The following is a 25,132-nucleotide window of genomic DNA, read 5'->3' as shown; positions in this document are numbered from 1 at the left end:
ATGCTGACCATGATTTCCTTTGTTGTAACGCTGGGCATCCTGATCGCCGTGCATGAGTACGGCCATTACCGTGTTGCCGTGGCGTGCGGCATCAAGGTGCTGAAGTTTTCCATCGGATTTGGCAAGCCTCTTTACACCTGGCGGCTGAAGAACAAATCGACCGAGTTTTCCATCGGCATGCTGCCCCTGGGGGGCTACGTCAAGATGCTGGATGAGCGCGAGGCGCCGGTCGATCCGGCTGAGCGCCATCTGGCTTTTAACACCCAGCCGCTCAAATCCCGGGCCGCCGTGGTCGCAGCCGGGCCGGCGGCCAACCTTCTTCTGGCGGTGCTGCTTTACGCCATCGTTAACTGGAGTGGCTTGCAAGAGCCCAAAGCCGTCCTGGCCAGTCCGTTGGCCGGCTCCGTGGCTGAAAGAGCAGGGCTTCGCGGCCACGAAACCGTTGAGCAGGCCGCTTTTGAGGGCGATGAACTTCAGGCTGTCCGGTCCTTTGAGGATCTGCGCTGGCGCCTGACCCAGGGGGCGCTCGACGGGCGTGATCTCATGCTGGTGATGGGGGAGGGCTCGGCAAATCCGGGCCAAACAGTGCGGTTGGCGCTCAGCACCCTGGGCGCCGCGGAAGCCGATGCCCAGCTGTTCCGCAAAATCGGCATCCTGGGCCCCTGGACGCGACCCGTGATTGGCGAGGTCATGGTCGGAGGAGCGGCCGAGAAAGCCGGGTTGCGTGCAGGCGACGAGGTGCTCCGCGTGGGGGAGACGGCCATTGTGGACGGCCAGCAATTGCGTGAGGTGATCCGTACGTCGGCCCGGCCGGCCGATGCGGCCAATCTCCCACTTGCCTCCCAGAACTGGCAAGTCAACCGCGACGGCGAGACACTGGCGCTGCAGGTGACGCCCCAGCTCAAACAGCTCAATGGAACGCCAACGCCTCGCATAGACGCCTATGTAGGGGCACCACCGGAACTCGTGACGGTGCGGTATGGATTTTTCGATGGCCTGTGGCAGGGCGCTGTCCGCACCTGGCAGGTGTCCATGCTCACGCTTCGGATGATGGGGAAAATGATCACCGGAGAGGCTTCGTTAAAAAACCTCAGCGGGCCGCTCACCATTGCCGATTACGCGGGTAAATCAGCCAGCCTTGGCTGGAGCACTTACCTGGTGTTTCTTGCCCTCATCAGCGTCAGTCTGGGCGTCCTGAATTTACTCCCGCTGCCGGTTCTGGATGGGGGGCACCTGATGTATTATCTTTGGGAGGCGATCACCGGCCGGGGCGTGTCTGACGCCTGGATGGACCGGTTGCAGCGCGGTGGCGTTGCAATCCTGCTGGGCATGATGTGCGTTGCCCTGTTTAACGATGTCACCCGGCTTTTGGGCTAACTCCATACATTTCATGCAAAAACAAATAAATCGTTTCAAAGTTCGTGCAGTTTGCGCCATCGCCGCCGGTCTTTTTGCCGCCAGTTCCGCTTGGGCCGTAGACCCTTTCACCGTTCGTGATATCCGGGTTGAAGGTCTGCAGCGCGTAGAGCCAGGAACCATTTTTGCGTCGCTTCCCTTTCGTGTCGGTGAAACCTATAACGACGACAAAGGCACCACCGCCATTCGGGCGCTGTTCGGTCTGGGCCTGTTCAAGGATGTGAGGCTTGAAGTCAGCGGCGACGTGCTGGTGGTGATTGTGGAAGAGCGTCCCACCGTGGCCGATGTGGATTTCGTCGGAACCAAAGAATTTGAGAAAGATGCGCTCAAGAAAGCGCTTCGCGAAGCCGGCATCGCCGATGGCCAGCCCTTCGACAAAGCGCTTGCCGACAAGGCCGAGCAGGAGCTCAAGCGCCAGTACATCAACAAGAGCCTGTATGGCGTTGAAGTGATCACCACGGTCACCCCGATTGAACGCAATCGCGTCAATCTGACCTTCAGTGTCGTTGAAGGTGAAGTGGCCAAGATCAAGGAAATCCACATCACCGGCAACAAGGCCTTCAGCGAGTCCACGTTGCTGGGGCTGTTTGACCTCGACACGGGCGGCTGGCTGAGCTGGTATACCAAGTCCGATCGTTATTCGCGCACCAAGCTCAATGCCGACATTGAAACATTGCGCTCCTACTATCTGTCGCGCGGTTACCTCGAGTTCAAAATCGACTCCACCCAGGTTGCAATTTCGCCGGACAAGCAGAGCATTGCGATTACCGTCAATGTCACGGAAGGCGAACGCTTTGTGGTGTCGGGCGTCAAGCTCGAAGGCAACTACCTGAACAAGGAAGAAGAGTTCAAAACCCTGGTGAAGATTGAGCCAGGTGAGCCGTACAACGCCGACCAGGTGGCGGAAACCACCAAGGCCTTCACCGACTACTTTGGTACGTTCGGCTTTGCCTTTGCCCGCGTTGAGGCGGTACCTGAAATCGACCGCAGCAACAACCGCGTGGCTTTTGTGCTTCAAGCCGATCCTTCCCGCCGGGCTTATGTGCGTCGCGTCAATGTGGCGGGTAACAACCGCACGCGTGACGAAGTGGTGCGGCGTGAGTTCCGCCAGTTCGAATCCTCCTGGTACGACGGCGACAAGATCCGCCTTTCACGCGATCGCGTTGACCGCCTTGGCTTCTTCACCGAAGTGAACATGGACACGCAAGAGGTGACCGGCACCGCCGACCAGGTCGACGTGACAGTGAATGTGGTTGAGAAGCCGACCGGCAATCTGCAATTGGGTGCGGGTTATTCCAGTGCCGACAGCATTGCCCTGATGTTCGGTATCAAGCAGGAAAACGTTTTCGGTTCCGGCAACTACCTCGGGATCGAGGTCAACACCAGCAAGTCAAATCGCCAGATCGTCTTGAGCACGATTGACCCGTACTTCACGGCAGACGGGATTTCGCGCACCATTGACGTCTATGACCGGACGTCCAAGCCCTTGTCCGGCCAGGGCGGTGACTACTCCCTGAAAACGCGTGGTGCCAGCATCCGTTTCGGTGTTCCGTTCACCGAAAACGACACGGTTTATTTTGGCAGCGGCTATGAGCAGCTGACGATTGTCCCCGGCACCAACCTGCCGACCAGCTACCAGACCTATGCCAACCAATTTGGTTACAAAAGTGACTCGATCCCACTGACGGTTGGGTGGTCGCGCGACAGCCGTGACAGCTCACTGGTGCCTACTTCCGGCCGCTACCAGCGCGTCTATGGGGACTGGGGCGTGGCAGGTGACATCAAGTTTGTGCGTGCCAATTACCAGGTCCAGCAATACATCCCCCTGAACAAGCAGTTCACCATCGCCCTGAACGGCGAATTTGGCTGGGGCAAGGGGCTGAATGGCCAGCCATACCCACTTTTCAAGAATTACTACTCGGGCGGTCTTGGATCGGTTCGAGGGTTCGAACAAGGGTCGCTGGGTCCTCGGGACGCCTCCGACCTGGCGATTGGCGGACCGAAAAAGCTGACCCTGAACGCTGAAATCATCGCGCCGTTCCCGGGCGCAGGCAATGACAGGACCTTGCGCTTGTACGGTTTTGTGGATGCCGGTAACGTATTCGGGGAAAAAGATCCATACCGCTTGAACGACCTGAGGGTATCAACAGGTATCGGTATCAGCTGGATTTCCCCGGTGGGGCCTTTACGGATAGCCATTGCGACGCCGCTCCGCAAAATGCCTGGCGATAGAATAGAGCGGTTGCAATTCCAAATTGGTACATCTTTCTAATGAAGCATCTTTCAAGCAAAATTTTCCTGGGCCTCTTTGTTGCTCTTGCGGCCTTCTCCGCGAGTGCGCAGGAGTTCAAGGTCGGGGTTGTGAATCTGGATCGGATTTTCCGCGAAGCCAATTCGGCCAAGACCGCCCAGACCAAACTCGAACAAGAGTTCAGCAAGCGGGAAAAAGAACTCAATGACCTCGCTACCCAGCTGAAAACACTGTCGGACAAGTTTGAGCGCGAAGCCCCCACGCTGCCCGAAAGCCAGCGCGCTACCCGCCAAAAACAATTGGTCGATCAGGACCGCGATTTCCAGCGCAAGCGCCGTGAATTCCAGGAAGACCTGAACACCCGTAAAAATGAAGAACTCCAGCAAGTGATTGAGCGCGCCAACAAAGTGGTGAAGACGCTGGCTGAAACCGAAAAATACGACCTGATTCTCCAGGAGTCGGTGTACGTCAATCCCAAGCATGACATCACCGACAAGGTGATCAAGGCGCTGAACGCTTCGCGTTGATGGCGGGGTGTTCACGACGCTCACCATCGTGAAAACGGCAGGCGCAGTGTGACGCTCCGTCTTGCCGATATCGCCCAGTTCCTCTCAGAGGCAGTCAATGCCGAATTGATCGGCGATCCTGGTGTCCTCATCAAGCGGCTCTCTACTTTGGAGGCCGCCGGACCCAGCGACCTGAGCTTCCTCAGCAACCCGAAATACCAGGCCAAGCTGGCGCATTCTGCGGCAGCCTGTGTCATCGTAGGGCCTGCCGCCCGTGAGGCGGCTGTCAGCCGGGGTTCTTGCATCGTGGCTGATGACCCTTACCATGCGTTCGCGCTGGTCACCCAGTTTTGGAAGCGGCGGCAATCCGCTGAATCGGCGCCATACATACATCCCACCGCCTTTATTGATCCCGGCGCCACTGTGTCGCCGACGGCATCCGTCGGCGCGTTTGCCTGTATAGCGGACGGTGCGGTGATTGGCGATGGCGCACGTATCGCGGAGCATTGCGTCGTGGGCCGGCATGCCCGGATCGGGGCTGGCACCCGTCTGTCGGCACGCGTCACGGTGGCCGATGGCTGCAGCCTCGGAGAGCGCTGCATCGTGCATCCAGGCGCGGTGATTGGCGCCGATGGATTTGGTTTTGCGCCTCACCAGGGGCAGTGGATCAAGATTGAGCAACTCGGCGGCGTGCTCATCGGCAACGACGTGGAAATCGGGGCCAATACCTGTATTGACCGTGGTGCGTTGGAAGACACGGTGCTGGAGGACGGCGTCAAGCTGGACAACCTGGTCCAGATCGGGCACAACGTCCGGGTGGGCAAGCACACTGCCATGGCCGGTTGCGCCGGTGTTGCCGGTAGCGCCACCATAGGCGCGCACTGCACGGTAGGCGGGGGGGCGATTGTGCTGGGCCATTTGATACTGGCCGATGGCGTTCATATCTCGGCGGCCTCGGTCGTGACGAGATCGATTTTGAAGCCCGGAAACTATACCGGCCTCTTTCCCATAGACGACAATGCTGTCTGGGAGAAAAATGCCGCCACGCTCAAGCAGCTTCACACGTTTCGTGAACGCTTGCGGCAGGCTGAAAAAGCTCTTCTGCATTCAGGACACATTCAAGAAAAATCATGATGGATATCCACCAAATTCTCAAGCAGCTGCCGCACCGTTACCCCATCTTGCTGGTGGACCGCGTATTGGAAATCGAAAAAGGCAAAAGCATCAAGGCACTTAAAAATGTCACGATCAATGAGCCTTTTTTCATGGGGCATTTCCCCCATCACCCGGTGATGCCCGGTGTGCTGATGCTTGAAGCCATGGCGCAGGCCGCCGCCTTGCTGGCGTTTGAAACGCTGGGCGTGACGCCTGACGACAAAACGGTTTATTACTTCGCGGGTATCGACGGAGCGCGTTTCAAGCGCCCGGTGGAGCCCGGCGACCAGTTGATCATGGACGTCACGTTGGACCGCATGAAGGCCGGCATTTTTAAATTCAAGGGCGTCACCCGTGTAGGTGACACGGTAGCCTGCGAAGCCGAGTTGATGTGCACCATGCGCACAATAGCGTGAGCCGGGTTGTGACGAAGATCAAGGCAGACGCGACATGACGGCATCTCCTTCCACGCCGGGCATTCACGCCACGGCGATTGTGGACCCGCAAGCCCAGCTCCATGAGTCGGTGAGTGTCGGGCCGTACACCGTCATTGGGCCGCACGTGAAGGTCGGCGCCGGCACCACGATAGGCGCCCATTGTGTGATCGAAGGTCACACCACGATAGGCCGTGACAATCGGATCTTCCAGTTCAATTCGCTGGGAGCCATTCCGCAAGACAAAAAATATGCGGGCGAGCCATGCGAGCTGGTGATCGGCGACCGCAACACCATTCGCGAGTTTTGCACCTTCAACATCGGCTCACCCGGCGACACCGGTGTGACGCGCGTGGGCGATGACAACTGGATCATGGCCTACGTGCACCTGGCGCATGACTGCTCGGTAGGCAACAACACCATTTTTGCCAACAACTCCCAGCTGGCCGGCCATGTGCATGTGGGTGACTGGGTGATTCTTGGCGGGTTCACGGTGGTGCACCAGTTTGTCAGGCTGGGCGCGCACAGCATGACGGCCATGTGCTCTTTGCTGTTTGCCGATTTGCCGCCTTTTGTCATGGCGCAAGGCCAGCCTGCCGAAGCCCGCTCCATGAACTTTGAAGGCCTGCGCCGGCGCGGTTACTCCCCGGAGCGGATTTCCGCCGTCAAGGCCATGCACAAGGCGCTGTACCGCGATGACCTCACCCTCGAGCAGTCCCGGGCAAGAATTGCCGAACTGACTGCAAAGCAGCCGGAAGCGGCTCCTGATGTGCAGATGATGCTCTCCTTTCTGGAGCAAACCTCGCCGCAGCGCGGCATCGTCCGGTAAGGCTCCATGTCTCTTGAGACCAGCCCTCTGCCAGCCCGTAGAGAGGCTGACGACCCCATGCCGGGGTTACCAGCTGCCCGCGCGCCCAATGTGGCCATGGTGGCAGGCGAGACCTCCGGAGACCTGCTGGCGGGTCTGCTGCTCGACGGTTTCAAGGCCCGCTGGCCGTCCCTCAGCTCTGCCGGTATTGGCGGGCCGCAAATGGCCAGGCGCGGCTTTGAAGCCTGGTGGCCCAGCGAGAAGCTGGCGGTGCGCGGCTACGTCGAGGTATTGCGCCACTACCGCGAGATTGTGGGCATACGCGAGCAGCTCAAGCAGCGCCTGCTCGGCCAGCAGCCCGACATCTTCGTCGGTGTGGATGCGCCCGATTTCAACCTCGACCTGGAAGCGGCTCTCAAGGCCCAAGGCATTAAAACGGTTCATTTTGTGAGTCCGTCCATCTGGGCCTGGCGCGCAGACCGTGTCGAGAAAATCCGGCGCAGCGTAGACCACGTGCTCTGCATCTTTCCGTTTGAACCCGCCTTGCTGGCCAGCCATGGGATTGCAGCTACCTATGTCGGGCATCCGCTGGCCAACGTCATCCCCCTGCAGCCCAACCGTGCCGCTGCAAGGCGCAAACTGGGCTTGGGGGACGAGGACACGGTGATCGCGATTTTGCCGGGAAGCCGGAAATCAGAGATTCAGTACCTGGCCTTGAGGTTCTTTCAGGCCGCAGCGCTGATACAACATGCGCAATCAGCTATCAAATTCATAGTGCCGGCTATTCCCGCGCTAAAGGGCGTGATAGAGCGCATCGCCGGCGAAGCGGGCATGCGCGACCGCCTGCAGATTCTTGACGGCCAGTCCCATACCGCCCTGGAGGCCTGCGATGCCACCCTGATCGCCAGCGGCACCGCCACGCTGGAGGCGGCACTCTTCAAGCGGCCCATGGTGATCGCCTACAACATGAACTGGCTGTCCTGGCAGATCATGCGGCGCAAAAAGCTGCAGCCCTGGGTAGGCCTGCCTAATATCCTGTGCCGGGACTTTGTGGTGCCCGAGCTCCTGCAGGACGCGGCCACGCCCGAAGCGTTGGCGGCAGCCATGCTGCAATGGGTAGAGGCAAAATCGTCGGCACCTGCCAAAATAGCGGCAGTCGAACAACGCTTTACGGCGCTGCATGCCGAGCTGCAGCGCGATACTTCCAAACTGGCGACCGATGCGATCCAGAAAATTCTTGAACGCTGAGCAAACCCCGCTGTCCTGGGATACCCCGGGCCTGGTGGCGGGCGTTGACGAAGCCGGCCGCGGGCCGCTCATGGGACCCGTAGTGGCTGCCGCCGTCATTCTCGATGAACTCAATCCCATCAAGGGCCTGGCCGACTCCAAGAAGCTGACGGCCTTGCGCCGCGAAAAGCTGTATGACGAAATTCGCGCCAAGGCTTTGTGCTGCTCGATTGCACTGGCCACGGTGGAAGAGATCGACAGCATCAACATCCTGCAGGCCACCATGCTGGCGATGAAGCGCGCGGTAGAAGGCCTGCGCCTGAAACCCAACAAAGTGCTGGTCGACGGCAACCGCTTGCCGACGCTGGTCATTCTGTCCGAGGCCATCGTGGGAGGCGACGCGCTCGTGCCTTCCATCTCGGCTGCGTCCATTCTGGCCAAGGTGCACCGTGACCGTTGGTGCGCCGAGTTTCACCTTGAATACCCGCAATACGGCTTTGCCGACCATAAGGGATACGGCACGGCCGAGCACCTGGCGGCCTTGCGTGAGCATGGCGCCTGCCCCCAGCACCGCAGGTCCTTCGCCCCGGTGGCCGAGGTCTTGCGGTGAGCTTCGCGGGCGCAGCGCCATCCGCCGCAGTTACGCACATCACTTCACGCGACAACCCGCTGATCAAGGAGCTGCGCAAGCTCTCGCAGGACAGTACGGCCTACCGCAAGCAAGGGCGTATCTGGCTGGAGGGCGACCATCTGTGCCGCGCTGCGCTTGCGCGGGGCCTGAAACCCGCTCTGGCTCTATTTTCTGAGTCATTTTGGCCCCTGGCGCACACAGAATGGGCGCAAGCCGCTATCAAAACCATAGTAATCGCCGATTCGCTGCTGCCTGAAATCAGCGGCCTGGAGTCGCCCGCCCGCATGGGCTTTGTGCTGGACTTGCCCGAAACACCCGGCCTGCAGCCAGGCGCCGCCTCGGTGATCCTCGACCGGGTGCAGGACGCCGGCAACGTTGGCTCCATTCTGCGCAGCGCGGCAGCCTTCGGTTTCACGCAGATCATCGCCTTGAAGGGTACGGCGGCACTCTGGTCGCCCAAGGTGCTCCGGGCCGGCATGGGCGCCCATTTTGCGTTGCAGCTGGTGGAGGGGGTTGACCCCGAGGCGTTGGGTGCATTGGCGGTTCCCGTTGTGGTCACCAGCTCGCACCAAGGCGAATTTCTGCACCAGCAGAAGCTGCCCATGCCCTGTGCCTGGGCCATGGGCCACGAAGGGCAGGGCGTCAGCGAGGGCCTGATGGCCAAGGCGGCGTTCAAGGTCCGGATTGACCAACCCGGCGGTGAAGAGTCGCTCAATGTCGCAGCCGCTGCCGCCATCTGCCTGTACGCAAGTTCGCTGAGCGCAGTGCGCACACCCTGAGCCCCGGCGAGGGGCCACCTGCCCATCGCGGGCGCCTCAACGCTTCGTTCTGAAACGAAGCATGGCGGCCTGGTTCCGGGCAAAAATGGTCCGCATGAATTCCGAACCACACGTTCCCGTCGACCATATCCTTGCGGCATCTTCCCACCGCGACCCTTATGCGTACTACGCCGCGCTTGTCGCGGGCCCCGCGCTGGTATTTGACGCACCGCGCAAGCTGTGGATTGCCAGCAGCGCTGCCAGCGTGAAAGCAGTTCTCGGCAACGCCGCCTGCCACGTCCGCCCTCCAGCGGAGCCGGTGCCCGCCGCCATCATGGGTTCGGCCTCCGGCGAGGTGTTTGGCCACCTGGTGCGCATGAACGAGGGCGTGCGGCACGATGTGCCCAAGCTGGCATTGCAGCGCTTCCTGGCAGGCGTGGATCTCAGGCATGTTCAGGCGCGCACGGAGGCATTGGCGGCCACACAGGCGGGGCAGGGGCCGCTACGCGGTGCAGCCCTTTCGCGATGGATGTTTGAGGTGCCCGTGATGGCAGTGGCCGATATGCTGGGTTTTGCCGACGCTGAATTGCCCCAGGTGGCGCGCTGGATGGCCGATTTTGTGGCCTGTCTTTCGCCTGTCAGCACACCGGCCCAACTGACGGCGTCTGCCGAAGCCGCATCGGCTTTGCTGGCACGGTTCGCTGAGCTGGTTCGGGACGCCAGTGCACATCCGGGCAGCGCATTGGCACGCTTGCAGCACGAGGCAATACAAGTTGGCTGGCACGACGCAAATGCTTTGCTGGCCAACGCGGTCGGCTTGCTGTCGCAGACCTACGAAGCAACGGCGGGCCTCATCGGCAACAGCATCATCGCTTTGGCAACGCAGCCTGGGCTGCTCGAAGCGATGAGCCGGGAGCCCGGCCAACTGCTCCAGATGGTTAACGAAGTCAGCCGCTTCGACCCCTCCATCCACAACACACGCCGCTTTGTGGCCGAAGCCACTCAGGTGGCGGGTGTTTCACTGCAAACGGGCGACGTGGTGCTGCTGGTGCTGGCCGCCGCGGGCCGCGACCCCCTGTGTAACGTAAGGCCAGATGCGTTTCTGCTGGACCGGCCGGACCGTGATGTACCCGGCTTTGGCCGTGGCCCGCACCAGTGCCCCGGCCAGGCGCTGGCTTGCCAGATCGCGGCGGCTGCCATCAAAAGCTTGCTGGCGTCTGGCCGGCTGCAGGCGGTTTCATCTTTCAGCTGGCAGTACCGGCCCTCCATGAATGCCCGGATTCCGGTGTTTGTGGATTGATGCCACCATCCCAAGCACTGCCATCATCATCACCAAAAGAAGAGCCCACCATGATTGCCATCATTTTTGAAGTGCAGCCTGCAGAAGGCAACAAGCAAACCTACCTCGATATCGCTGCGGCGCTCAAACCCCAGCTGGAAAAGATCGACGGCTTTATCTCCATCGAGCGCTTTCAAAGCCTGAGCAACCCAGGCAAGCTGCTGTCGCTGTCATTCTTCAGGGACGAGGCCGCCGTGCTGGAATGGCGCCGGCTGGAATCGCACCGCAAGGCGCAAAGCCGCGGCCGTGGCGGCGTGTTTGAAGACTATCGTTTGCGCGTAGCCCATGTGCTGCGTGATTACGGCCTCAACGAGCGCGACCAGGCGCCCGCAGACAGCCGCGAACTACACGGCTAGGCGTTGCGGGGCGTGGCGCGCGTCCAGCGGGGTGGCCACCACCACCAGCTCAGCAGTACCAGCACGCCGAACGCGGTGTACGCCGCCATGAACACCCAGCCAGGCGCGTTGAAAAAGATCAGCCGCGACAGCCAGTGCTCAATGAACGAGCCGCCATAGCTGCTTTGCCCGGCCTGCAACCGCAAAGACTGCTCCCATATCGTGAGCGGGCAGATCTCGCCCAGCCAGCTTTGCACCACCACAAAGCCGATCAGCGCCAGATGCGCAAGCCTCACCCACGCAATCCGCACCCAGGCCCAACCGAGCCAGCCGCCGGCCATGAATAGCAATTGCCCGAGCACGGCAAAGGCGACGATGGCGACATGCAGCACCAAAATCGAGTCAGCGAGGAGGGCGGCGGTGAAAGGGCTCATGGACGTGTGAGAAATCCGCAAAAGCGCGATTATTCGCGGCCATTCGTGGTCGTGGGGCCACTTTAAACATGCCAATCGTGCATGAGCAGGCATTTGTAGGGCTTAAATGCCGAATAAAGAGGCAAAACTCAGGGTAAACCTTACAATGGAGGGTTACCCCAAAGCCCATGAACGCCCCCGTCGACGTCTCCTTTTTTACGCGTGCCGCCAAGCCGCTCACCAGTTACCGCAAGTACTGGGCGGCTCGCTTCGGCACGGCCAAATTTCTGCCCACCAGCCGGGCCGAAATGGACGCGCTCGGCTGGGACAGCTGCGACATCATCGTGGTCACGGGCGACGCCTATGTGGACCACCCGAGCTTCGGCATGGCCGTCATCGGCCGCATGCTGGAGGCGCAAGGCTTTCGCGTCGGCATCATCGCCCAGCCCGACTGGCAAAGCGCCGACCCCTTCCGGGTGCTGGGCAAGCCCAACCTGTTTTTCGGCGTTACCGCCGGCAACATGGACTCGATGATCAACCGCTACACGGCTGACCACAAGATCCGCAGCGACGACGCCTACACCCCCGGCGACATAGGCGGCAAGCGCCCCGACCGCGCGGCGCTGGTGTATTCGCAGCGCTGCCGCGAGGCCTACAAAGACGTGCCCATCATCCTGGGCGGCATTGAAGGATCGCTGCGCCGCATCGCGCATTACGACTACTGGTCTGACAAAGTGCGCCGCAGCGTGGTGGTGGATGCGAAATGCGATTTGCTGCTGTACGGCAATGCCGAACGCGCGATTGTCGAAATCGCCCACCGCCTGGCGGCCAAAGAACCGGTGGCCAATATCACCGACGTGCGCGGCACCGCGTTCATACGTCGCACCGGCGACGAGACAGCCAACGGCTGGTTCGAGATCGACTCCACCAGCGTTGACGCACCGGGCCGGGTCGAGGCGCACGTCAACCCGTATTTGATGATTTCCGACCAGGCGCGCGAGCAGGGCGCCACCTGCGCGCGGGAAGACGAAGCCGCTGAAGTGGCCGTTGAAGCCGAAGCAAAGCGTTCACCGGTATTGGCCAAGGCCGTCAAACCCGCCGCAGCCAACCCGGCCATCAAGCCCTTGACCTTCGTCGCTAATCCCAATCTGCCGTCCACGGTGCACACCGCGCAAGGCAAGATCAAGGTACCGCCGCGCGATCGCTCTGTCATCCGCCTGCCGTCTTACGATCAGGTCAAAAGCGATGCGGTGCTGTATGCCCACGCCAACCGCGTGCTGCACCTGGAAACCAACCCCGGCAATGCCCGCGCCCTGGTGCAGGCCCACGGCGAAGGCGCTACAGCGCGCGACGTGTGGATCACGCCGCCCCCCATCCCGCTGACCACGGCCGAGATGGACTACGTGTTTGACTTGCCTTACGCGCGCGCACCGCATCCGCGCTATGCCGATGAAAACGGCAGCCATGACGGCGCCACCAAGATCCCCGCGTGGGAAATGATCCGCTTTAGCGTCAACATCATGCGCGGCTGCTTCGGCGGCTGCACCTTCTGCTCCATCACCGAGCATGAAGGCCGCATCATCCAGAGCCGCTCCGAAGACTCTGTGATCCGCGAGATCGAGGCGATCCGCGACACCGTCAAGGGTTTTACCGGCGCGATTTCCGACCTGGGCGGGCCAACCGCCAATATGTACCGCATCGGCTGCAAGTCGCCCGAAATCGAGGCCGCCTGCCGCAAGCCGTCTTGCGTGTACCCGGGCATCTGCTCCAACCTCAACACCAACCACAACCCGCTCATCCAGATGTACCGCCGCGCGCGGGCCTTGAAGGGCGTGAAGAAGATTCTCATCAGCTCCGGCCTGCGCTACGACCTGGCCGTGCAGTCGCCTGAGTACGTCAAGGAGCTCGTCTCACACCATGTGGGCGGCTACCTCAAGATCGCGCCCGAGCACACAGAGCAGGGCCCGCTCACCAAGATGATGAAGCCCGGCATCGGCAGCTATGACAAGTTCAAGCAGATGTTCGAGAAGTACAGCCTCGAAGCCGGCAAAAAGCAGTTTTTGATCCCGTACTTCATCGCCGCCCACCCGGGCACCAGTGATGAAGACATGATGAACCTGGCCATCTGGCTCAAGAAAAACGGCTTTCGTGCCGATCAGGTGCAGACTTTTTACCCCAGCCCGATGGCCACGGCCACGACGATGTACCACACCAACAAGAACCCGCTGCGCAAGATCACGCGCGACAGCGAGACGGTGGACATCGTGCGCGGCGAGCGCCGCCGCCGCCTGCACAAGGCGTTCTTGCGTTACCACGACCCCAACAACTGGCCGGTGCTGCGCGAAGCACTCAAAGCCATGGGCCGCGCCGACCTGATCGGCAACGGCAAGCACCATTTGATCCCGACCTTCCAGCCGATGACCGACGGCAGCTACACCAGTGCGCGGCGCAAGAATTCAACGCCGCTGGTTGGCAAGACCTCTGCTTCCGGGGTTTCACTCAAGAGCGCCACCCCGGTCAAAGGGCGCATTCTGACTCAGCACACCGGGCTTCCGCCACGGGTGACTGGTTCGGCCAAACCACGCAAGACAGGGCGTTAAGGTCCGCAGCAACATCCCTCCTAGAATGCTCGATGAGCATAAAAGAGATCATGAGGAGGGGAATCATGCAGACAGGCTCCGCAAAGCTGTTCATCGCGACAGTGTTGCTTTGTACGGCCGGTGGCAGCGTCCTGGCGCAGGTCCAGCAAACCTATCAGGCAAAAGTCGGGCGCACTTTGTCCGCCGACGAGCAACAGGTTCTGCTCCTGGTCAACGAGTCTGCCGCCTTGCTCGACCAGGGCCGTACCGAACCCGCAAGCTCCACCGCCCGGAGGGCTCTGGAACTGGCCAAAACAACACGCATGCGTGATATTGAGGCGCTAGCCCTGCATAACCTTGCGCGGATCGAACTCAAAAACGGAAACAGCGACGCCGCCATGCGCCTGCTGCGCCGCAGCCTCTTGCTCTACGAGATCGAAGGCAACATTGGTGGGCAAGGAACGATTCGCCTGGAGATGGCCGACATGCTCAACCAGCTGGGTCAACCCGAAGCGTCTCAAACGCAAGCCGATGCCGCCCGCAAGCTGTCGGCAGCCGCGGGCGACAGCCTGGGTTTGCTCAATGCCACCAGCCTTGCCGTGCGAACCCGTCGCGGAGATCCCGCAACCAAGGCCTCCCAACTCGAAAGCCTGCTGGAGCAATCCCAGTCGCAAGGCTCACCCCTCGCGGAAGCAACGGCCTTGCGCCAACAGGGCCGCCGGGCGATGGATGACGGCAACCTGCAGGCGGCACAACAGCTTTTCGAACGTGCCCTGGCCCGTGCCTTGACAGCCTTGAACCCGGAGGCGGAATCCTATTCACTGCTCGCGCTGGGTGAGCTCTCCGTTGCCCGGTACAAACTGCCTGAAGCGATGGCTTTCTACCAGCGCGCCCTGGCGGCAGCCCGCAAAAGCAAAGACTCGGGCGCTACGGGTAACGTCCTGCTGAAGTTGGCCTTGCTACACGGTCTGATGGGCAACGCGGAGCTCATGCGTGAGCAGGCCACCCAGGCACAGGCGGCCTTCAAAGCTGATGCGCAGCTTGTTGGACAAGGCCTGGCCAGCGAGGCGCTGGGTGACGCCGAATGGATAGACGGCCGCAGGCCACAAGCCGAGGTTTTTTACCGCGCGGCCATCAAGGCGGGCGAGACGACCAAGCAACCCGGCAATGAAGCCAGCGCGCGCCTGCGTCTGGCCTCGCTGCTGCGTCCCACGGCGTTTGAGGCGGCAAAGCCTGAAGCCGAGCGTGCCATCGAGCTCTACAAGGCGGCGGGCATGAAGTCCGGCGTCGCGCAAGGGCTATACGAACTCGGGCGTATTCATGGCGCGGCGAACGATATCCGCACCGGCCTGGAGATGATCCAGCAAAGCCGCGATTTGTTCGCGCAAATCAATCACCAGGACAAGGTGGCCATGGCGGACCTGATGATTGCGGGTGGCCAGCGTTACGCCGGCAATTTGCCCGAAGCGCTGGTGGCCGTGCGGCGTGCGATTGATGGCTACGGCAAGGTTGGCATGCTCGCGGACGGGGCCAAGGCAGAGCTGGAGCATGCCGAGATACTGGCAAAAATGGGTGACTCGCAAGGTGCGCAAGCGGCGCTGCAGCGGGCTTTGGCGCTGGCCCGGCAAGACGGCAAGCCCAAGCTGGTCGAGACGGTCCTGCGGCGGATAGACGCATTGAAGAAAGGGGGCTGAAATGGCAACAGCCTTTGATGACACCCGGCCGGACACGCAGCCCGCAGCCCTCGATGCGCGGATAGAGCCCAGGCCTGCATGGGCCTGGTGCACAGTGCTGATTCTTTTGGCGATGCTGGGCCTGACTGCGGTGATGCTCTACAGTGCCGGCACCTGGTTTACTCCGGGCAATGATGCTTTGCTGACATGGGGTGGCAACTCTGCCACGACCACTCTGGAGAGTGGAAATTGGTGGCGGCTTGTCGCCTCCAAACTGCAACTGGGCTCCGTGATCGGCCTCGTGACCTTCATTCCCTTTTTCTGGGTAGTCTCAGGCGCTTTCGAGCGTACCTATGGCGCCTGGCGTCTTTTGCTTTCGTTTGTGCTGGTATCTGCGCTGTGCAGCGTGGCGACGCTTTATTTTCGTGATTTCATGACCGTGAGTGTGGGTGCCGGTGGACCGGCGCTGGGCCTGGGCTTGTGCCTTCTCATTGCCATGTGGCGAGGGGCCGAAGGGGCGCCGCGAAGGCAGGACCTTTCCATACTGAGGGGACTGGCCCTGTTGCCGCTACTTGGACTTCTGGGCTTTGCCGTTGTCAAGGGCTCGGCGGACTTTGGCTCCCTGCTTGCCGGCTTGCTGTGCGGTGTCGTGCTGGGCGTGGTGCTGCGGCCCAAGGCTTCCCAGGCAGATGCGAGGCGAAGTGGCTGGCTTGCCCCTGTGGCGGCATCCCTGATAGCGGTCATCGTCATCGCTGCCGGGACGTTTTACGCGCCCAAACCGCCTTACTACTGGTCGGAAGTCATGGCATTGCAGCAGGCTGCGCGCGAGTACGAATCGCAGATCAATCCGCTGAATGCGCGGTTCGAGGCATTCATGAACAAGGCACTCGAAGAAGATATCCCCGCGAAAGACCTGGTGCCGCAGATGAGCGCTGAACTCATTCCTGCCTGGCGGGCGGTGGAGCAACGGTGGAGTGCTTTCACCATCAATCCGGCGATGCCCGATGCATCTTTGTTGGCCGCGATGAAGCAGTATCCGCAGAGCCGCCGGGCATTCCTGGAGGCAACGTTCAAAGGCTGGTCAACCGGTGACGAAGCTGCTTTTATCGAAGCCTCAAAACACAAGGACATGCTCGAGCAGGCACGGCTCGCGCTGATCAAGGCGCCGGTTGCCAAGGCGGAACCGAAAGCGGGAAAATCCTGATAGCCCGCGACCCGGGCATTGATCCCGGGCGTGTGGCGCTGGCTGCGGCGCGTTCAGCCGCCGCGCGTCCATCACACCTTGTAAGAGCCCAATACCTGCTTCGGGAAAAGTTCTTCCACGTCCAGCTTGCGGTGGCACACGCCTTGTTCAAAGCCGAACTTCAGGAAGGCTTGTAGCGTGGCGCGGTTGATGTCGCCGCCGCGTCCGGGACCTATGCCGTAGGGAAAGAAATCGTCGCCGAACATGCCGCGCATGCGCTCGGTGTATTCCGCCAGCCAGGCCAGCGGTGCGTGCGAAGCGGTGACGTCCGACAGGCGCTCGATGGAGCGGTTTTTGGCTTCGGTGAAGGCCTTGACGAAGCTCATGCCTGTCCACGGGTGGGCTTCCAGCACCGGGCCCTTGAGCACCAGGCCATGCATGATCGGGTAGATGCTGGTGTCTTTGAAGTACTGCTCTTCGGCCGCCTGGTAGTCGGGCATCAGCCTGACGATGCCTTGGCCCAGCGCGTTGGGCGGGCGGGCCGACATCACGGCATCGACCTCGCCCTTGAGCAGCATCTCGTTGAGGCTGCTGTCGGGCACGTTGCGGTACTGCATGCCTTCGGGCAGCTTGAGCTTGACCTTCTCCTTGCGGCCGGGTTCGTTGACGCCGGCCTGCACCCACTGGATGTCCTTGAGCTTGAGGCCCACATAGTCGCTGAGGTAGCCGCGGCCATAGATGCCGGCGGTCTGCGCCCACTCGGGGATGCCGATTTTTTTACCCTGCAGGTCTTCGGGGCGTTTGATGGCGCTGCCTTCCCGCACATAAAACATCGAGTGCCGGAACGCGCGCGAGATAAACACCGGCAACGCCATCACGCTGGTGTCGTCCTGCGAGCGCAAGGCGATGTACTTGCCCATGGACATTTCCGACACGTCCCATTCGCGGTGCAGCGTGAAGCGGTAAAAGATTTCCTCAATCGGCAAGTCCAGCGTGCGCAGCTGCACGCCTTCCACGCGGACCGTGCCGTCGGTCACGTCGCGGGTATGGTCGTAGGGGCCCAGGGCCAGGGTCAGGGGAAGGGGATTCAATTTACTCTGCCTCGATTTTTGCGGTTTTGATCACGCGGGACCATTTGTCGGATTCGCTCTTCACATAAGCTGCCAGTTCTTCAGGCGTGCTGTACACCGCCTCCTGGCCCTGCTTGTCGAGCTGTGCGCGGTGCTCGGGGTTTTTGCCCAGGGCCACCATTTCCTTGTTGAGCCGCGCGATGATGGCGGGCGGCGTACCGGCGGGTGCGAAGAGGCCGTACCAGGAGCTGGCTTCCACGCCCTTGTAGCCCAGCTCCACCATGGTCGGCACATCGGGCGCCGCTTCAATGCGTTTGGGCGAAGTCACTGCCAGTGCGCGCAGCTTGCCTGATTTGACAAAAGGCAGGCTGGACACCACGCCGCCAAACACCATCTGCGTTTCACCGCCCAGCACGGCGGCGGCCGCCGGGTTGCTGCCCTTGTAGGGGATGTGCTGGATGTCGACACCGGCCGAGAGTTTGAAGAGCTCGGCCACCAGGTGCAGCGGTGAGCCGTTGCCGCCGGATGCGTAGTTCAGCGAGCCTGGCTTGGCCTTGGCCATGGCGACCAGCTCGGGCACGGTCTTGGCAGGGAAGGCCGGGTTCACCACCAGGATCTGGTAGCCCTGCGCCACCATGCTGACAGGGGCGAAGTCTTTCACGGGGTCGTAGTTGACCTTGCCCAGGTGCGGCGTCATCGCCATGTTGGCGACAAAACCCAGTGTCAGTGTGTAGCCGTCGGGCTTGGCGTGTGCCACCAGTTCGGTGCCCAGGTTGCCGCCGGCGCCGGCCTTGTTGTCGACATAGACCTGCTGGCCCAGCGCAACGGAAAGGCGCTGCGCCACCAGCCGGCCCAGCGTGTCATTGCCGCCGCCGGGCGGGTAGGGGATGACGAGGCGTATGGGTCTGTTGGGGTAGTCCTGCGCTTGCGCCGAAGCATGAGGGGCGTAGGCGGTCAATGTGATCAAGGCCAGGCAGGAGAGGGCGCCAAAAAAGCGCGGCAGGAAGTTCTTCATGGGCGTGTCCATGCGGGTTGAAGAGAGGCTGAAGAGGGGCTGAAAAGGGTGCCGGTGAGCGATGCGGAAAAGTGCCTGAAAATTAATAAGCATGCTTATGATATTTCCGATGTCGCGGAGCCATCTAGGGAATAACCCGAGCCCTTTTGTAAAGCTGCCTGGGCCACCCAGGTACAAGTCTTTGCATGTCTTTCTGGCAAGATGCTTCACACGCCGCGGTGGTCAAAACGCATCGCCGCAGCACCGCTGATTCACACCCGCAGGAGATCCAATGTCTGTTGCCATGACGACCGTACGAAGAGCCCTCGTGGCCTTCACCATGGCAGCCCTCACGGCCTGCGCCTGGCTCGCCCCGCTGGACGCACCCGCCATGCAGCAGGTTGATGCAGGACTCAAGCGCGCATTGGTGAGCTTTGCGACCGCCAGGCTGCTCAACGCGGTGATCTCCGTCGCGCAGGGCACTGAGGCTTCGGTGCAGCCTTTCGGCGTGGGCGTTACCTTCGCGCCGGGGCAGATTCTGGACCCCGTCAACGACCTGGTCGAGCAGTTCTCGCACTTGATGCTCGCGGCCAGCGTCGCCTTCGGCATCCAGAAAGCGCTGATCAGCATCGGCAGTTACTGGCCAGTGTCGTTCGCGCTGAGTGCTGCGGCATTGGGCTGGTGGTGGTGCTACATGCGCCAGCCGCAAGTGCCTTCGTGGCTCTCCAGGCTGCTGGTGATTTTGCTGATGCTGCGTTTTGCCGTGCCGGTGGTCACCCTGGGCAGCGACTTGCTATGGCAGAAATTCCTGTCAGCCGATTACGCCGCCAGCCAGCAGCTCATCGACAGCACGGCAGGCCAGACCGGCAAGCTCAACCCGGCCGTCGCCGCAACGCCCGACAATCGCGGCATGGTCGACACCCTGAAAGACTGGCTGGCCAAAAACGGCGACGTCACCAAACACGTCGAGAACCTCAAGCGCGCAGCCGAGCAGGCCACCGAGCACATCATCCGGCTCATCGTGATTTTTGTGCTGCAGACGCTGGTGATTCCTTTGCTGCTGCTCTGGGCCCTGTATGCCTTTGTCCGGCTGGTGTTTGAGCGGCCCCGGCAAGCGCGTGCAACCGCGTCTGCCTGACCCCGGCACTCGGGCTTTTGCCGCGCCGGCTTTCCGCGTTTCGCCCTTCGTTATCATTCGTCCCATGCACCTCCAGCTTTCTCCCCCCTCCGTCACTCTGTGATGCATCCGGCTTGGTGCCGGACTGCGCCCATCGGTTGCGTCTGTTCTGCTGAACAGCGTGCGACCTTGAGTTGACGCGCCTGCCTGCTTTTTTCTTGCGGCGACCCCGCTTGCGGCAGGCGCACGGATGGAGAACTTTTTTCATGAAAACCCAAACATCGGCCGCCTTGGCCTGGGGTGGCGTCCTGCTTGCGGGCGTCTTGTGGGGTGTGGGCGCCGTGGTTGCCCAGTCTGTAATGGCCGGGGGCATGACGCCTTACAGCCTGTCTCTGGCGCGCTTTGCGCTCGGCTTGCCGCTGTTGTGGTGGTGGCATTGGCGGCAAATGACCGCCGCGCCCAGGGATGCCCAGTGGCGGCATTTGCCCTGGCGGAGCAGGGGGCTTGTCGTCGGCACCGGCCTGGCCATGGCGATGAATGTCACCAGCTGGTTTGTCGGCGTCAGCCATATCGGTGCTGCATTGCCCACCGTGATCTCGATCTGCTGCGCGCCGGTGATCGTTGCGCTGCTGTCGGTGCTGCGCGGCTATGAGCGCGCCAGCGGCCGGTTGCTGCTGGCGCTCAGCCTTGCACTGACCGGCGTGAGCCTGATCGCCTGGCCGGGTGAAGCGCTGAGCCTACCTGTTCACTATGCGGCTGGCGTGGCCTGGTCTCTCGCGTCGGCGGGCCTCTATGCACTCGTGGTGCTGGGTAATGCGCGCATGCCTTCGCACATCCCTGCCGTGACGGCCTCGGCCTGGAGCATGAGCGCTGCTGCCTTGCTGATGCTGGTCATTGCCGTAGCGCAGGGCATCACCTGGCCGCAGCACACCATCGCCTGGCTGCAGGTGGGCTACACCGGCGTCGTCACCACCTCAATTGCCTACCTGGCGTTTGCCTGGGGTGCGCGCAGGCTGTCGCCCACGGCGACGGTGATCGGCACGCTGGTGGAGGCATTGGTGGCGGCCGTTGCGGCGGCATGGCTGCTTGCCGAGCCGCTGACAGCGCAGCAGGGTGTGGGAGCTTTGTTGCTGGGGGCTGCAATGCTGGTGCTGGCGCGGCGCACCCCGTGAGCGCCGCGCTGGTACGGTGAGCTGCCTGATCGCCTGGATCTACCGCCAGGCGGTCAGCGACGCTCTTAGCGGCGGCCAAAACAGCCAGGCCCCAAGCAGCAGGCCATGCAATGCCGCCATCAACCAGTAGACGGCCCGAAAGGGCTGTTTGCTCGACTTGTGCCGCAAGACCTGCTGCGCCAGCCAGGCACCGGGCCAACCGCCCGCCAGCGCCAGAAGTTGCAAGGTGCTTTCCGGTGTACGCCACTGGCCAGTTTGCGCCGCGCGTTTGTCGACCCAGTACATCCAGAACGTCAGCAAATTGAACGCAAACAACGCTGGCAATATCCACAACGGCAGCAGTGAGCGCCAAACCGCCCAGAGCACCAGGCCGCAGTAGGCGGCGATGGCGGGCAGCATGAGTCCGGAACTGCGCGTGCGCGTCACGGCGCCAGCGTGTGCAGCGGTATGTCCTGCTGCACCGCGAGCTTGTCCAGCTCCTTGCGCGTGCGGGTTTTGAGCCAGGCCTCAATCGTTTCGTGCGTGGCGGGTGTAAACATGGCCTTCATGCCGGATGCTTCAACGCCTGCGGCCGCGCACAGGCTGGCCGCGAAGTGCGGCTCCAGCGCCGCCACTGCGACGCGGCCGTCCTTGCATGCATAGACGCGGTAACCCGCATGCCCGCCGCCCACGGCCGAGCCGGCTTGTGTCAGGCCCCAGGCGCGGGGCAAGGCCATGTAGGCTGCGGCGCCGGAAAGGGCGACCTCCAGGTACACACCTTTGCCTTTGCTGCGCTGGTGCATCACGGCCTGTAGCACGGCCTCGCTGGCCATCAGCGAGCCGCCCATGTCGGCATACAGCGTGGCGGGCAGATTCAGGCCGGTGAGCAGGTCGTTTTCTGCAAGGTAGGTGAGGTCATGGCCGGGCTCCTCGGCGCGCTCGCCCAGGCTGCCGACGATGGCGACCTGGCTCAGGTGTGGGTGCTGCTTGTGCAGGGCCTTCCATGTCAGGCCCAGCTTGACCAGCGCCGATGGCCTGAACGAGGTGATCAACACATCGGTTTTGGCGAGCTCGCTGTGCAGCTTCTTTTGGCCAGCCTCAGTCTTGAGGTCGGCCAGGCCCGTGCGCACGCCGTCATGCAGCGCGGCATAGGCTGTGGGGTTGTAGTGCTTCATCGGGTCGCCCGATGCACCGGCCGGTGCGCCTTGCGGCGGCGGGGGTTCGAGCTTCACGCAACTGGCGCCCATCTGGCGGCAACGCATCAGGGCCGCCGGGCCGGGCAGGTTGAGCGCCAGGCTCAATACGCGCACGCCTTTGAGCGACTGAAGGGAAGGAGTTTTGCGTGCGGCGGTTGGTGTGGGCATGGTGGTGGCAGGAATGAGGATGTCTCTTTTTGGAAGGGCCGCCCGCGGGCAGTCCCGGTGCTTGTGAGGCCAATTTACCCCAAACCCACCTCAGGCCTTTTCCTGCCGGGTTTTGGGCTTGTCGCCAAAACACTGCATTAAGGCTGCTTAATTTCTGTTTTAAAGCTATTAATTATTGTTTTACAGAAATTATTCTGAAACAATGGAATCCTCTTCACAAGGCAAAGAGGTGCTCCCATGAAACACACCATCATTCCCACGGTCAAGTCCGGGCCTGATGTGCAGGGCATCAGCAGCGTGTTGGCTTGGGCCTGCGCATTGCTGGCATTGGCCTTGCCCCTGGCGGTGGCCTACCACCTGCTGAGCACGCCGGTTGAGAGCCTGTTGCTGCGGGCTGGCCTGTCGCTATCGGCCTCGCAGGCCGCGGCTCTGGACATCACGCTGGGGCAAAAGTGCCTGGCCGTGGTGCTGGGTGTTTTGCCCGTGTGCTGCGCGTCTTACGGGCTGGTGTGCGCTATGCGCTGCTTCTCGGGATTTTCGCAGGCCGAGTATTTCAGCCTTCGCACCGTCAAATATCTGCGCGGTTTTGCCGCAGGCATCTTTGCCTCCGTGGTGATGGGCGTGGTTTCGTCCACGCTGATCACGGTGGTGTTGACGGCCGGCGCACCGGCCGGGCAGCGCGCGCTGTCGCTGGGTTTTGGCAGCAATGAGCTGCTGACCTTGTTGTTTGCCGGCATGGTGTGGCAGATCGCCGCCGTGATGGCCAAGGCCGTGGCGCTGGCTGAAGAGAACGCGCAGTTCGTCTAGCGTTTTCTTTCTCTTCCGCGCATGCCCATCGTCGTCAAACTCGATGTGATGCTGTCAGAACGTAAAGCCAGGTCCAAAGACCTGGCCGCGTATGTCGGCATCACCGAAGCCAACTTGTCTTTGCTCAAACAGGGCAAGGTCAAGGGCGTGCGCTTTGACACGCTGATGCGGATTTGCGAATTTCTGGATTGCCAGCCGGGCGACCTGCTTGTTTCCCGGCCTGACGACACCACCTGAGTCGGCAAGAAGCGCCGTCAACTTTTTCAATCAAACCGTTCCGGAGCCTTTCTCATGACACGCCTTGCCATTGCCGCAGCCCTGGTCGCCTTGCTGGGCGCCTGCGCCGACATCAACTGGAATCAAACCGCCCGGGAGTCGGTCAAGTCAGCCTGCCGTGGCGCGAGCAATTGCAGCATTCCCTGTGACCGCGCCAACCCGGCCACCTTCAACGACCCGCAATGCCTGGTTCCCGGCGCCAGGCGCGCCACGCAGTAAAACATCCATGAGCACCCCGGAAGAGCCGTCTGACAAGCCCACCCGCAAGCCGCGCTGGGTAGACCGCCACCAGTCGCTGGCGGCGGTGCTGATTGTCATGTTCTCCATGTTTTCACCGGCGATTGACCTGCGGCCCAAGCCGCTGTTGCCGGCGCAGTATGAAATGGCGGAGCCGTCTGACCCGCCTGACCTCGGTCTTGATGCCCTTGCCGGCCAGATCGAAGACCCGGCGGCAGATTCACCTCAGAGCGGCAAACCCACGTAGTTCTCAGCCAGCGACGTCGACGCGGCCTGCGAGTGGATCAGGTAGTCCAGCTCCGCCTCCTGGATCTTCTGGCCGAAGCCACCCGCATCCGGGAACTTGTGCATGAGGGAGGTGAACCACCATGAAAAGCGCACGGCCTTCCAGACACGGCGCAGGCACGTGTCTGAATAGTGGTTGATACCGGCTTCGCTGCCGGCGTAGAACTCAGCCAGCGCCCGGGCCAGGTAGCGCACATCGCTGGCGGCCAGGTTCAGGCCCTTGGCGCCTGTGGGCGGCACGATGTGGGCCGCATCACCCGCCAGGAAGAGGCGGCCAAAGCGCATGGGTTCGGCCACAAAGCTGCGCAGCGGGGCGATGCTTTTTTCAATGGACGGGCCGGTAACCAGGCTTTCGGCCAGCTCGGGCGCCAGGCGGCTGCGCAGCTCGTCCCAGAAGGCGTTATCGCTCCAGTTTTCCACCTTGTCTTCGAGCGAGCACTGCACGTAGTAGCGGCTGCGCGTGTGGCTGCGCATGCTGCACAGGGCAAAGCCGCGCGCGTGGTTGGCGTAGACCAGCTCTTCCGAAACCGGCGGTGTGTCTGACAACACGCCCAGCCAGCCAAAAGGGTAGACGCGCTCATAGGTCTTGAGCGCCGCCGCCGGCACGCTGGCGCGGCTCACGCCGTGAAAGCCGTCGCAGCCGGCAATGAAGTCGCATTCGACCTCATGCGCCACGCCATGCTGCACATAGCGCACCTTGGGGTTGGGGCCGTCAAAGTCATGCAGGCTGACGTTCTCGGCCTCATAGGCAGTGGCCAGGCCTGCGGCGGCGCGCGCGTCCATCAGGTCGTGGGTGACTTCCGTCTGGCCGTAGACCATCACGTTCTTGCCGCCCGTGAGCTTGTTCAGGTCAATGCGGTGGTGCGCGCCGCCAAAGCCCAGCGCAAAGCCGCCGTGCACCAGGCCTTCCCGGTGCATGCGCGCGCCCACGTCCACTTCGTCAAGCAGGTCGGTCGTGCCTTGCTCGAGTACGCCGGCGCGTATGCGGCCCAGCACGTAGGCCTGGCTGCGTTGCTCGATCACGATGGCGTCAATGCCGGCTTTGTAGAGCAACTGGCCGAGCAAATGCCCGGCCGGGCCGCCGCCCACGATCGCTACCTGTACACGCATGCTGGTCTCCATG

At 62.0% G+C, this 25,132-nt stretch carries 26 protein-coding genes; 20 read left to right on the top strand and 6 right to left on the bottom strand.

Translation table 11 applies throughout. From position 1 onward, the window contains the following. From rseP to BM408_RS05885, 11 genes are all read left to right on the top strand, one after another. Positions 1 to 1,377, top strand: coding sequence for an RIP metalloprotease RseP (gene rseP / locus BM408_RS05935; protein WP_092127913.1), 1,377 nt, complete (start codon positions 1 to 3; stop codon positions 1,375 to 1,377). Between the two features lie 13 nt (positions 1,378 to 1,390). Beyond that, positions 1,391 to 3,688, top strand: coding sequence for an outer membrane protein assembly factor BamA (bamA, locus tag BM408_RS05930; protein WP_092127911.1), 2,298 nt, complete (start codon positions 1,391 to 1,393; stop codon positions 3,686 to 3,688). Then, positions 3,688 to 4,194, top strand: a complete 507-nt coding sequence (locus BM408_RS05925) for an OmpH/Skp family outer membrane protein (protein WP_092127908.1) — start codon at positions 3,688 to 3,690, stop codon at positions 4,192 to 4,194. Before bamA ends, BM408_RS05925 begins: the two co-directional genes overlap by 1 nt. A 48-nt stretch (positions 4,195 to 4,242) precedes the next feature. Then, entirely contained in the window at positions 4,243 to 5,307 is a 1,065-nt protein-coding gene (gene lpxD / locus BM408_RS05920; protein ID WP_092127906.1) for a UDP-3-O-(3-hydroxymyristoyl)glucosamine N-acyltransferase, read from the top strand. Further along, the gene (fabZ, locus tag BM408_RS05915) at positions 5,304 to 5,744 is read left to right on the top strand and encodes a 3-hydroxyacyl-ACP dehydratase FabZ (protein WP_007866435.1); all 441 of its coding nucleotides are present in this window, start codon (positions 5,304 to 5,306) and stop codon (positions 5,742 to 5,744) included. Before lpxD ends, fabZ begins: the two co-directional genes overlap by 4 nt. 34 nt (positions 5,745 to 5,778) lie before the next feature. Further along, entirely contained in the window at positions 5,779 to 6,591 is an 813-nt protein-coding gene (gene lpxA, locus BM408_RS05910) for an acyl-ACP--UDP-N-acetylglucosamine O-acyltransferase (protein WP_092127904.1), read from the top strand. Positions 6,592 to 6,687: 96 nt separating this feature from the next. Next, positions 6,688 to 7,818: a lipid-A-disaccharide synthase gene (gene lpxB / locus BM408_RS05905; protein ID WP_092127902.1), complete on the top strand. Its 1,131-nt coding sequence runs from the start codon at positions 6,688 to 6,690 to the stop codon at positions 7,816 to 7,818. Next, complete coding sequence (gene rnhB / locus BM408_RS05900; RefSeq protein WP_092127901.1) at positions 7,790 to 8,407, top strand: ribonuclease HII; 618 nt, start codon at positions 7,790 to 7,792, stop codon at positions 8,405 to 8,407. Before lpxB ends, rnhB begins: the two co-directional genes overlap by 29 nt. Continuing rightward, positions 8,404 to 9,207 (top strand): TrmH family RNA methyltransferase, encoded by an 804-nt coding sequence (locus tag BM408_RS05895; RefSeq protein WP_092127899.1) that lies wholly within the window; start codon positions 8,404 to 8,406, stop codon positions 9,205 to 9,207. Before rnhB ends, BM408_RS05895 begins: the two co-directional genes overlap by 4 nt. A 94-nt stretch (positions 9,208 to 9,301) precedes the next feature. Next, entirely contained in the window at positions 9,302 to 10,486 is a 1,185-nt protein-coding gene (locus BM408_RS05890; RefSeq protein WP_092128507.1) for a cytochrome P450, read from the top strand. 50 nt (positions 10,487 to 10,536) lie between these two features. Next, entirely contained in the window at positions 10,537 to 10,881 is a 345-nt protein-coding gene (locus tag BM408_RS05885) for an antibiotic biosynthesis monooxygenase family protein (RefSeq protein ID WP_092127897.1), read from the top strand. Here the strand turns inward: BM408_RS05885 and BM408_RS05880 are convergent. After that, the gene (locus tag BM408_RS05880) at positions 10,878 to 11,294 is read right to left on the bottom strand and encodes a DUF2784 domain-containing protein (RefSeq protein WP_092127895.1); all 417 of its coding nucleotides are present in this window, start codon (positions 11,292 to 11,294) and stop codon (positions 10,878 to 10,880) included. The genes BM408_RS05885 and BM408_RS05880 overlap by 4 nt on opposite strands. A 167-nt stretch (positions 11,295 to 11,461) precedes the next feature. Between BM408_RS05880 and BM408_RS05875 the strand changes: the two genes are divergently transcribed. From BM408_RS05875 to BM408_RS05865, 3 genes are all read left to right on the top strand, one after another. After that, the gene (locus BM408_RS05875) at positions 11,462 to 13,873 is read left to right on the top strand and encodes a YgiQ family radical SAM protein (protein ID WP_092127893.1); all 2,412 of its coding nucleotides are present in this window, start codon (positions 11,462 to 11,464) and stop codon (positions 13,871 to 13,873) included. Positions 13,874 to 13,938: 65 nt separating this feature from the next. Beyond that, on the top strand, positions 13,939 to 15,546 hold the full coding sequence (locus BM408_RS05870) for a tetratricopeptide repeat protein (RefSeq protein WP_092127891.1): 1,608 nt from the start codon (positions 13,939 to 13,941) through the stop codon (positions 15,544 to 15,546). Position 15,547: 1 nt separating this feature from the next. Next, a complete protein-coding gene (locus tag BM408_RS05865) occupies positions 15,548 to 16,729 on the top strand; it encodes a rhomboid family intramembrane serine protease (RefSeq protein ID WP_092127889.1) in 1,182 nt (393 codons plus the stop codon). Between the two features lie 71 nt (positions 16,730 to 16,800). Here BM408_RS05865 and BM408_RS05860 read toward each other — a convergent pair whose 3' ends face one another. Next, complete coding sequence (locus BM408_RS05860; RefSeq protein WP_092127887.1) at positions 16,801 to 17,799, bottom strand: ABC transporter substrate-binding protein; 999 nt, start codon at positions 17,797 to 17,799, stop codon at positions 16,801 to 16,803. Position 17,800: 1 nt separating this feature from the next. After that, entirely contained in the window at positions 17,801 to 18,793 is a 993-nt protein-coding gene (locus BM408_RS05855; RefSeq protein WP_254774718.1) for a Bug family tripartite tricarboxylate transporter substrate binding protein, read from the bottom strand. A gap of 271 nt (positions 18,794 to 19,064) precedes the next feature. Here BM408_RS05855 and BM408_RS05850 point away from each other — a divergent pair, with 271 nt between their 5' ends. Both BM408_RS05850 and BM408_RS05845 read left to right on the top strand, forming a co-directional pair. Continuing rightward, positions 19,065 to 19,910: a hypothetical protein gene (locus BM408_RS05850; protein ID WP_254774717.1), complete on the top strand. Its 846-nt coding sequence runs from the start codon at positions 19,065 to 19,067 to the stop codon at positions 19,908 to 19,910. Positions 19,911 to 20,155: 245 nt separating this feature from the next. After that, entirely contained in the window at positions 20,156 to 21,061 is a 906-nt protein-coding gene (locus BM408_RS05845) for a DMT family transporter (protein ID WP_092127883.1), read from the top strand. A 39-nt stretch (positions 21,062 to 21,100) separates the two neighbouring features. On the opposite strand, the gene BM408_RS05840 is transcribed toward BM408_RS05845, so the two are convergent. After that, positions 21,101 to 21,487, bottom strand: coding sequence for a DUF1294 domain-containing protein (locus BM408_RS05840; protein ID WP_254774716.1), 387 nt, complete (start codon positions 21,485 to 21,487; stop codon positions 21,101 to 21,103). After that, positions 21,484 to 22,404 carry a CoA transferase gene (locus BM408_RS05835; RefSeq protein ID WP_092127879.1) on the bottom strand — a complete coding sequence of 307 codons (921 nt, stop codon included), beginning with the start codon at positions 22,402 to 22,404 and terminating at the stop codon, positions 21,484 to 21,486. Before BM408_RS05835 ends, BM408_RS05840 begins: the two co-directional genes overlap by 4 nt. Positions 22,405 to 22,641: 237 nt before the next feature. Here BM408_RS05835 and BM408_RS05830 point away from each other — a divergent pair, with 237 nt between their 5' ends. From BM408_RS05830 to BM408_RS05815, 4 genes are read left to right on the top strand one after another with little or no spacing between them, the layout of a single operon-like run. Continuing rightward, positions 22,642 to 23,211, top strand: a complete 570-nt coding sequence (locus BM408_RS05830) for a DUF2975 domain-containing protein (RefSeq protein ID WP_092127877.1) — start codon at positions 22,642 to 22,644, stop codon at positions 23,209 to 23,211. Positions 23,212 to 23,232: 21 nt separating this feature from the next. Beyond that, positions 23,233 to 23,448, top strand: coding sequence for a helix-turn-helix domain-containing protein (locus tag BM408_RS05825; RefSeq protein ID WP_092127875.1), 216 nt, complete (start codon positions 23,233 to 23,235; stop codon positions 23,446 to 23,448). A gap of 54 nt (positions 23,449 to 23,502) precedes the next feature. Then, positions 23,503 to 23,706: a hypothetical protein gene (locus BM408_RS05820; protein WP_092127873.1), complete on the top strand. Its 204-nt coding sequence runs from the start codon at positions 23,503 to 23,505 to the stop codon at positions 23,704 to 23,706. Positions 23,707 to 23,713: 7 nt separating this feature from the next. Continuing rightward, positions 23,714 to 23,971 (top strand): hypothetical protein, encoded by a 258-nt coding sequence (locus BM408_RS05815; protein WP_092127871.1) that lies wholly within the window; start codon positions 23,714 to 23,716, stop codon positions 23,969 to 23,971. Here the strand turns inward: BM408_RS05815 and pobA are convergent. Beyond that, positions 23,950 to 25,119, bottom strand: coding sequence for a 4-hydroxybenzoate 3-monooxygenase (gene pobA, locus BM408_RS05810; protein WP_092128503.1), 1,170 nt, complete (start codon positions 25,117 to 25,119; stop codon positions 23,950 to 23,952). The genes BM408_RS05815 and pobA overlap by 22 nt on opposite strands. Positions 25,120 to 25,132 lie beyond the last annotated feature (13 nt).

This window comes from Polaromonas sp. YR568, assembly GCF_900116715.1.
GTDB lineage: Bacteria > Pseudomonadota > Gammaproteobacteria > Burkholderiales > Burkholderiaceae_C > Polaromonas.
This window is presented reverse-complemented; position numbering and strand designations above follow the sequence as displayed.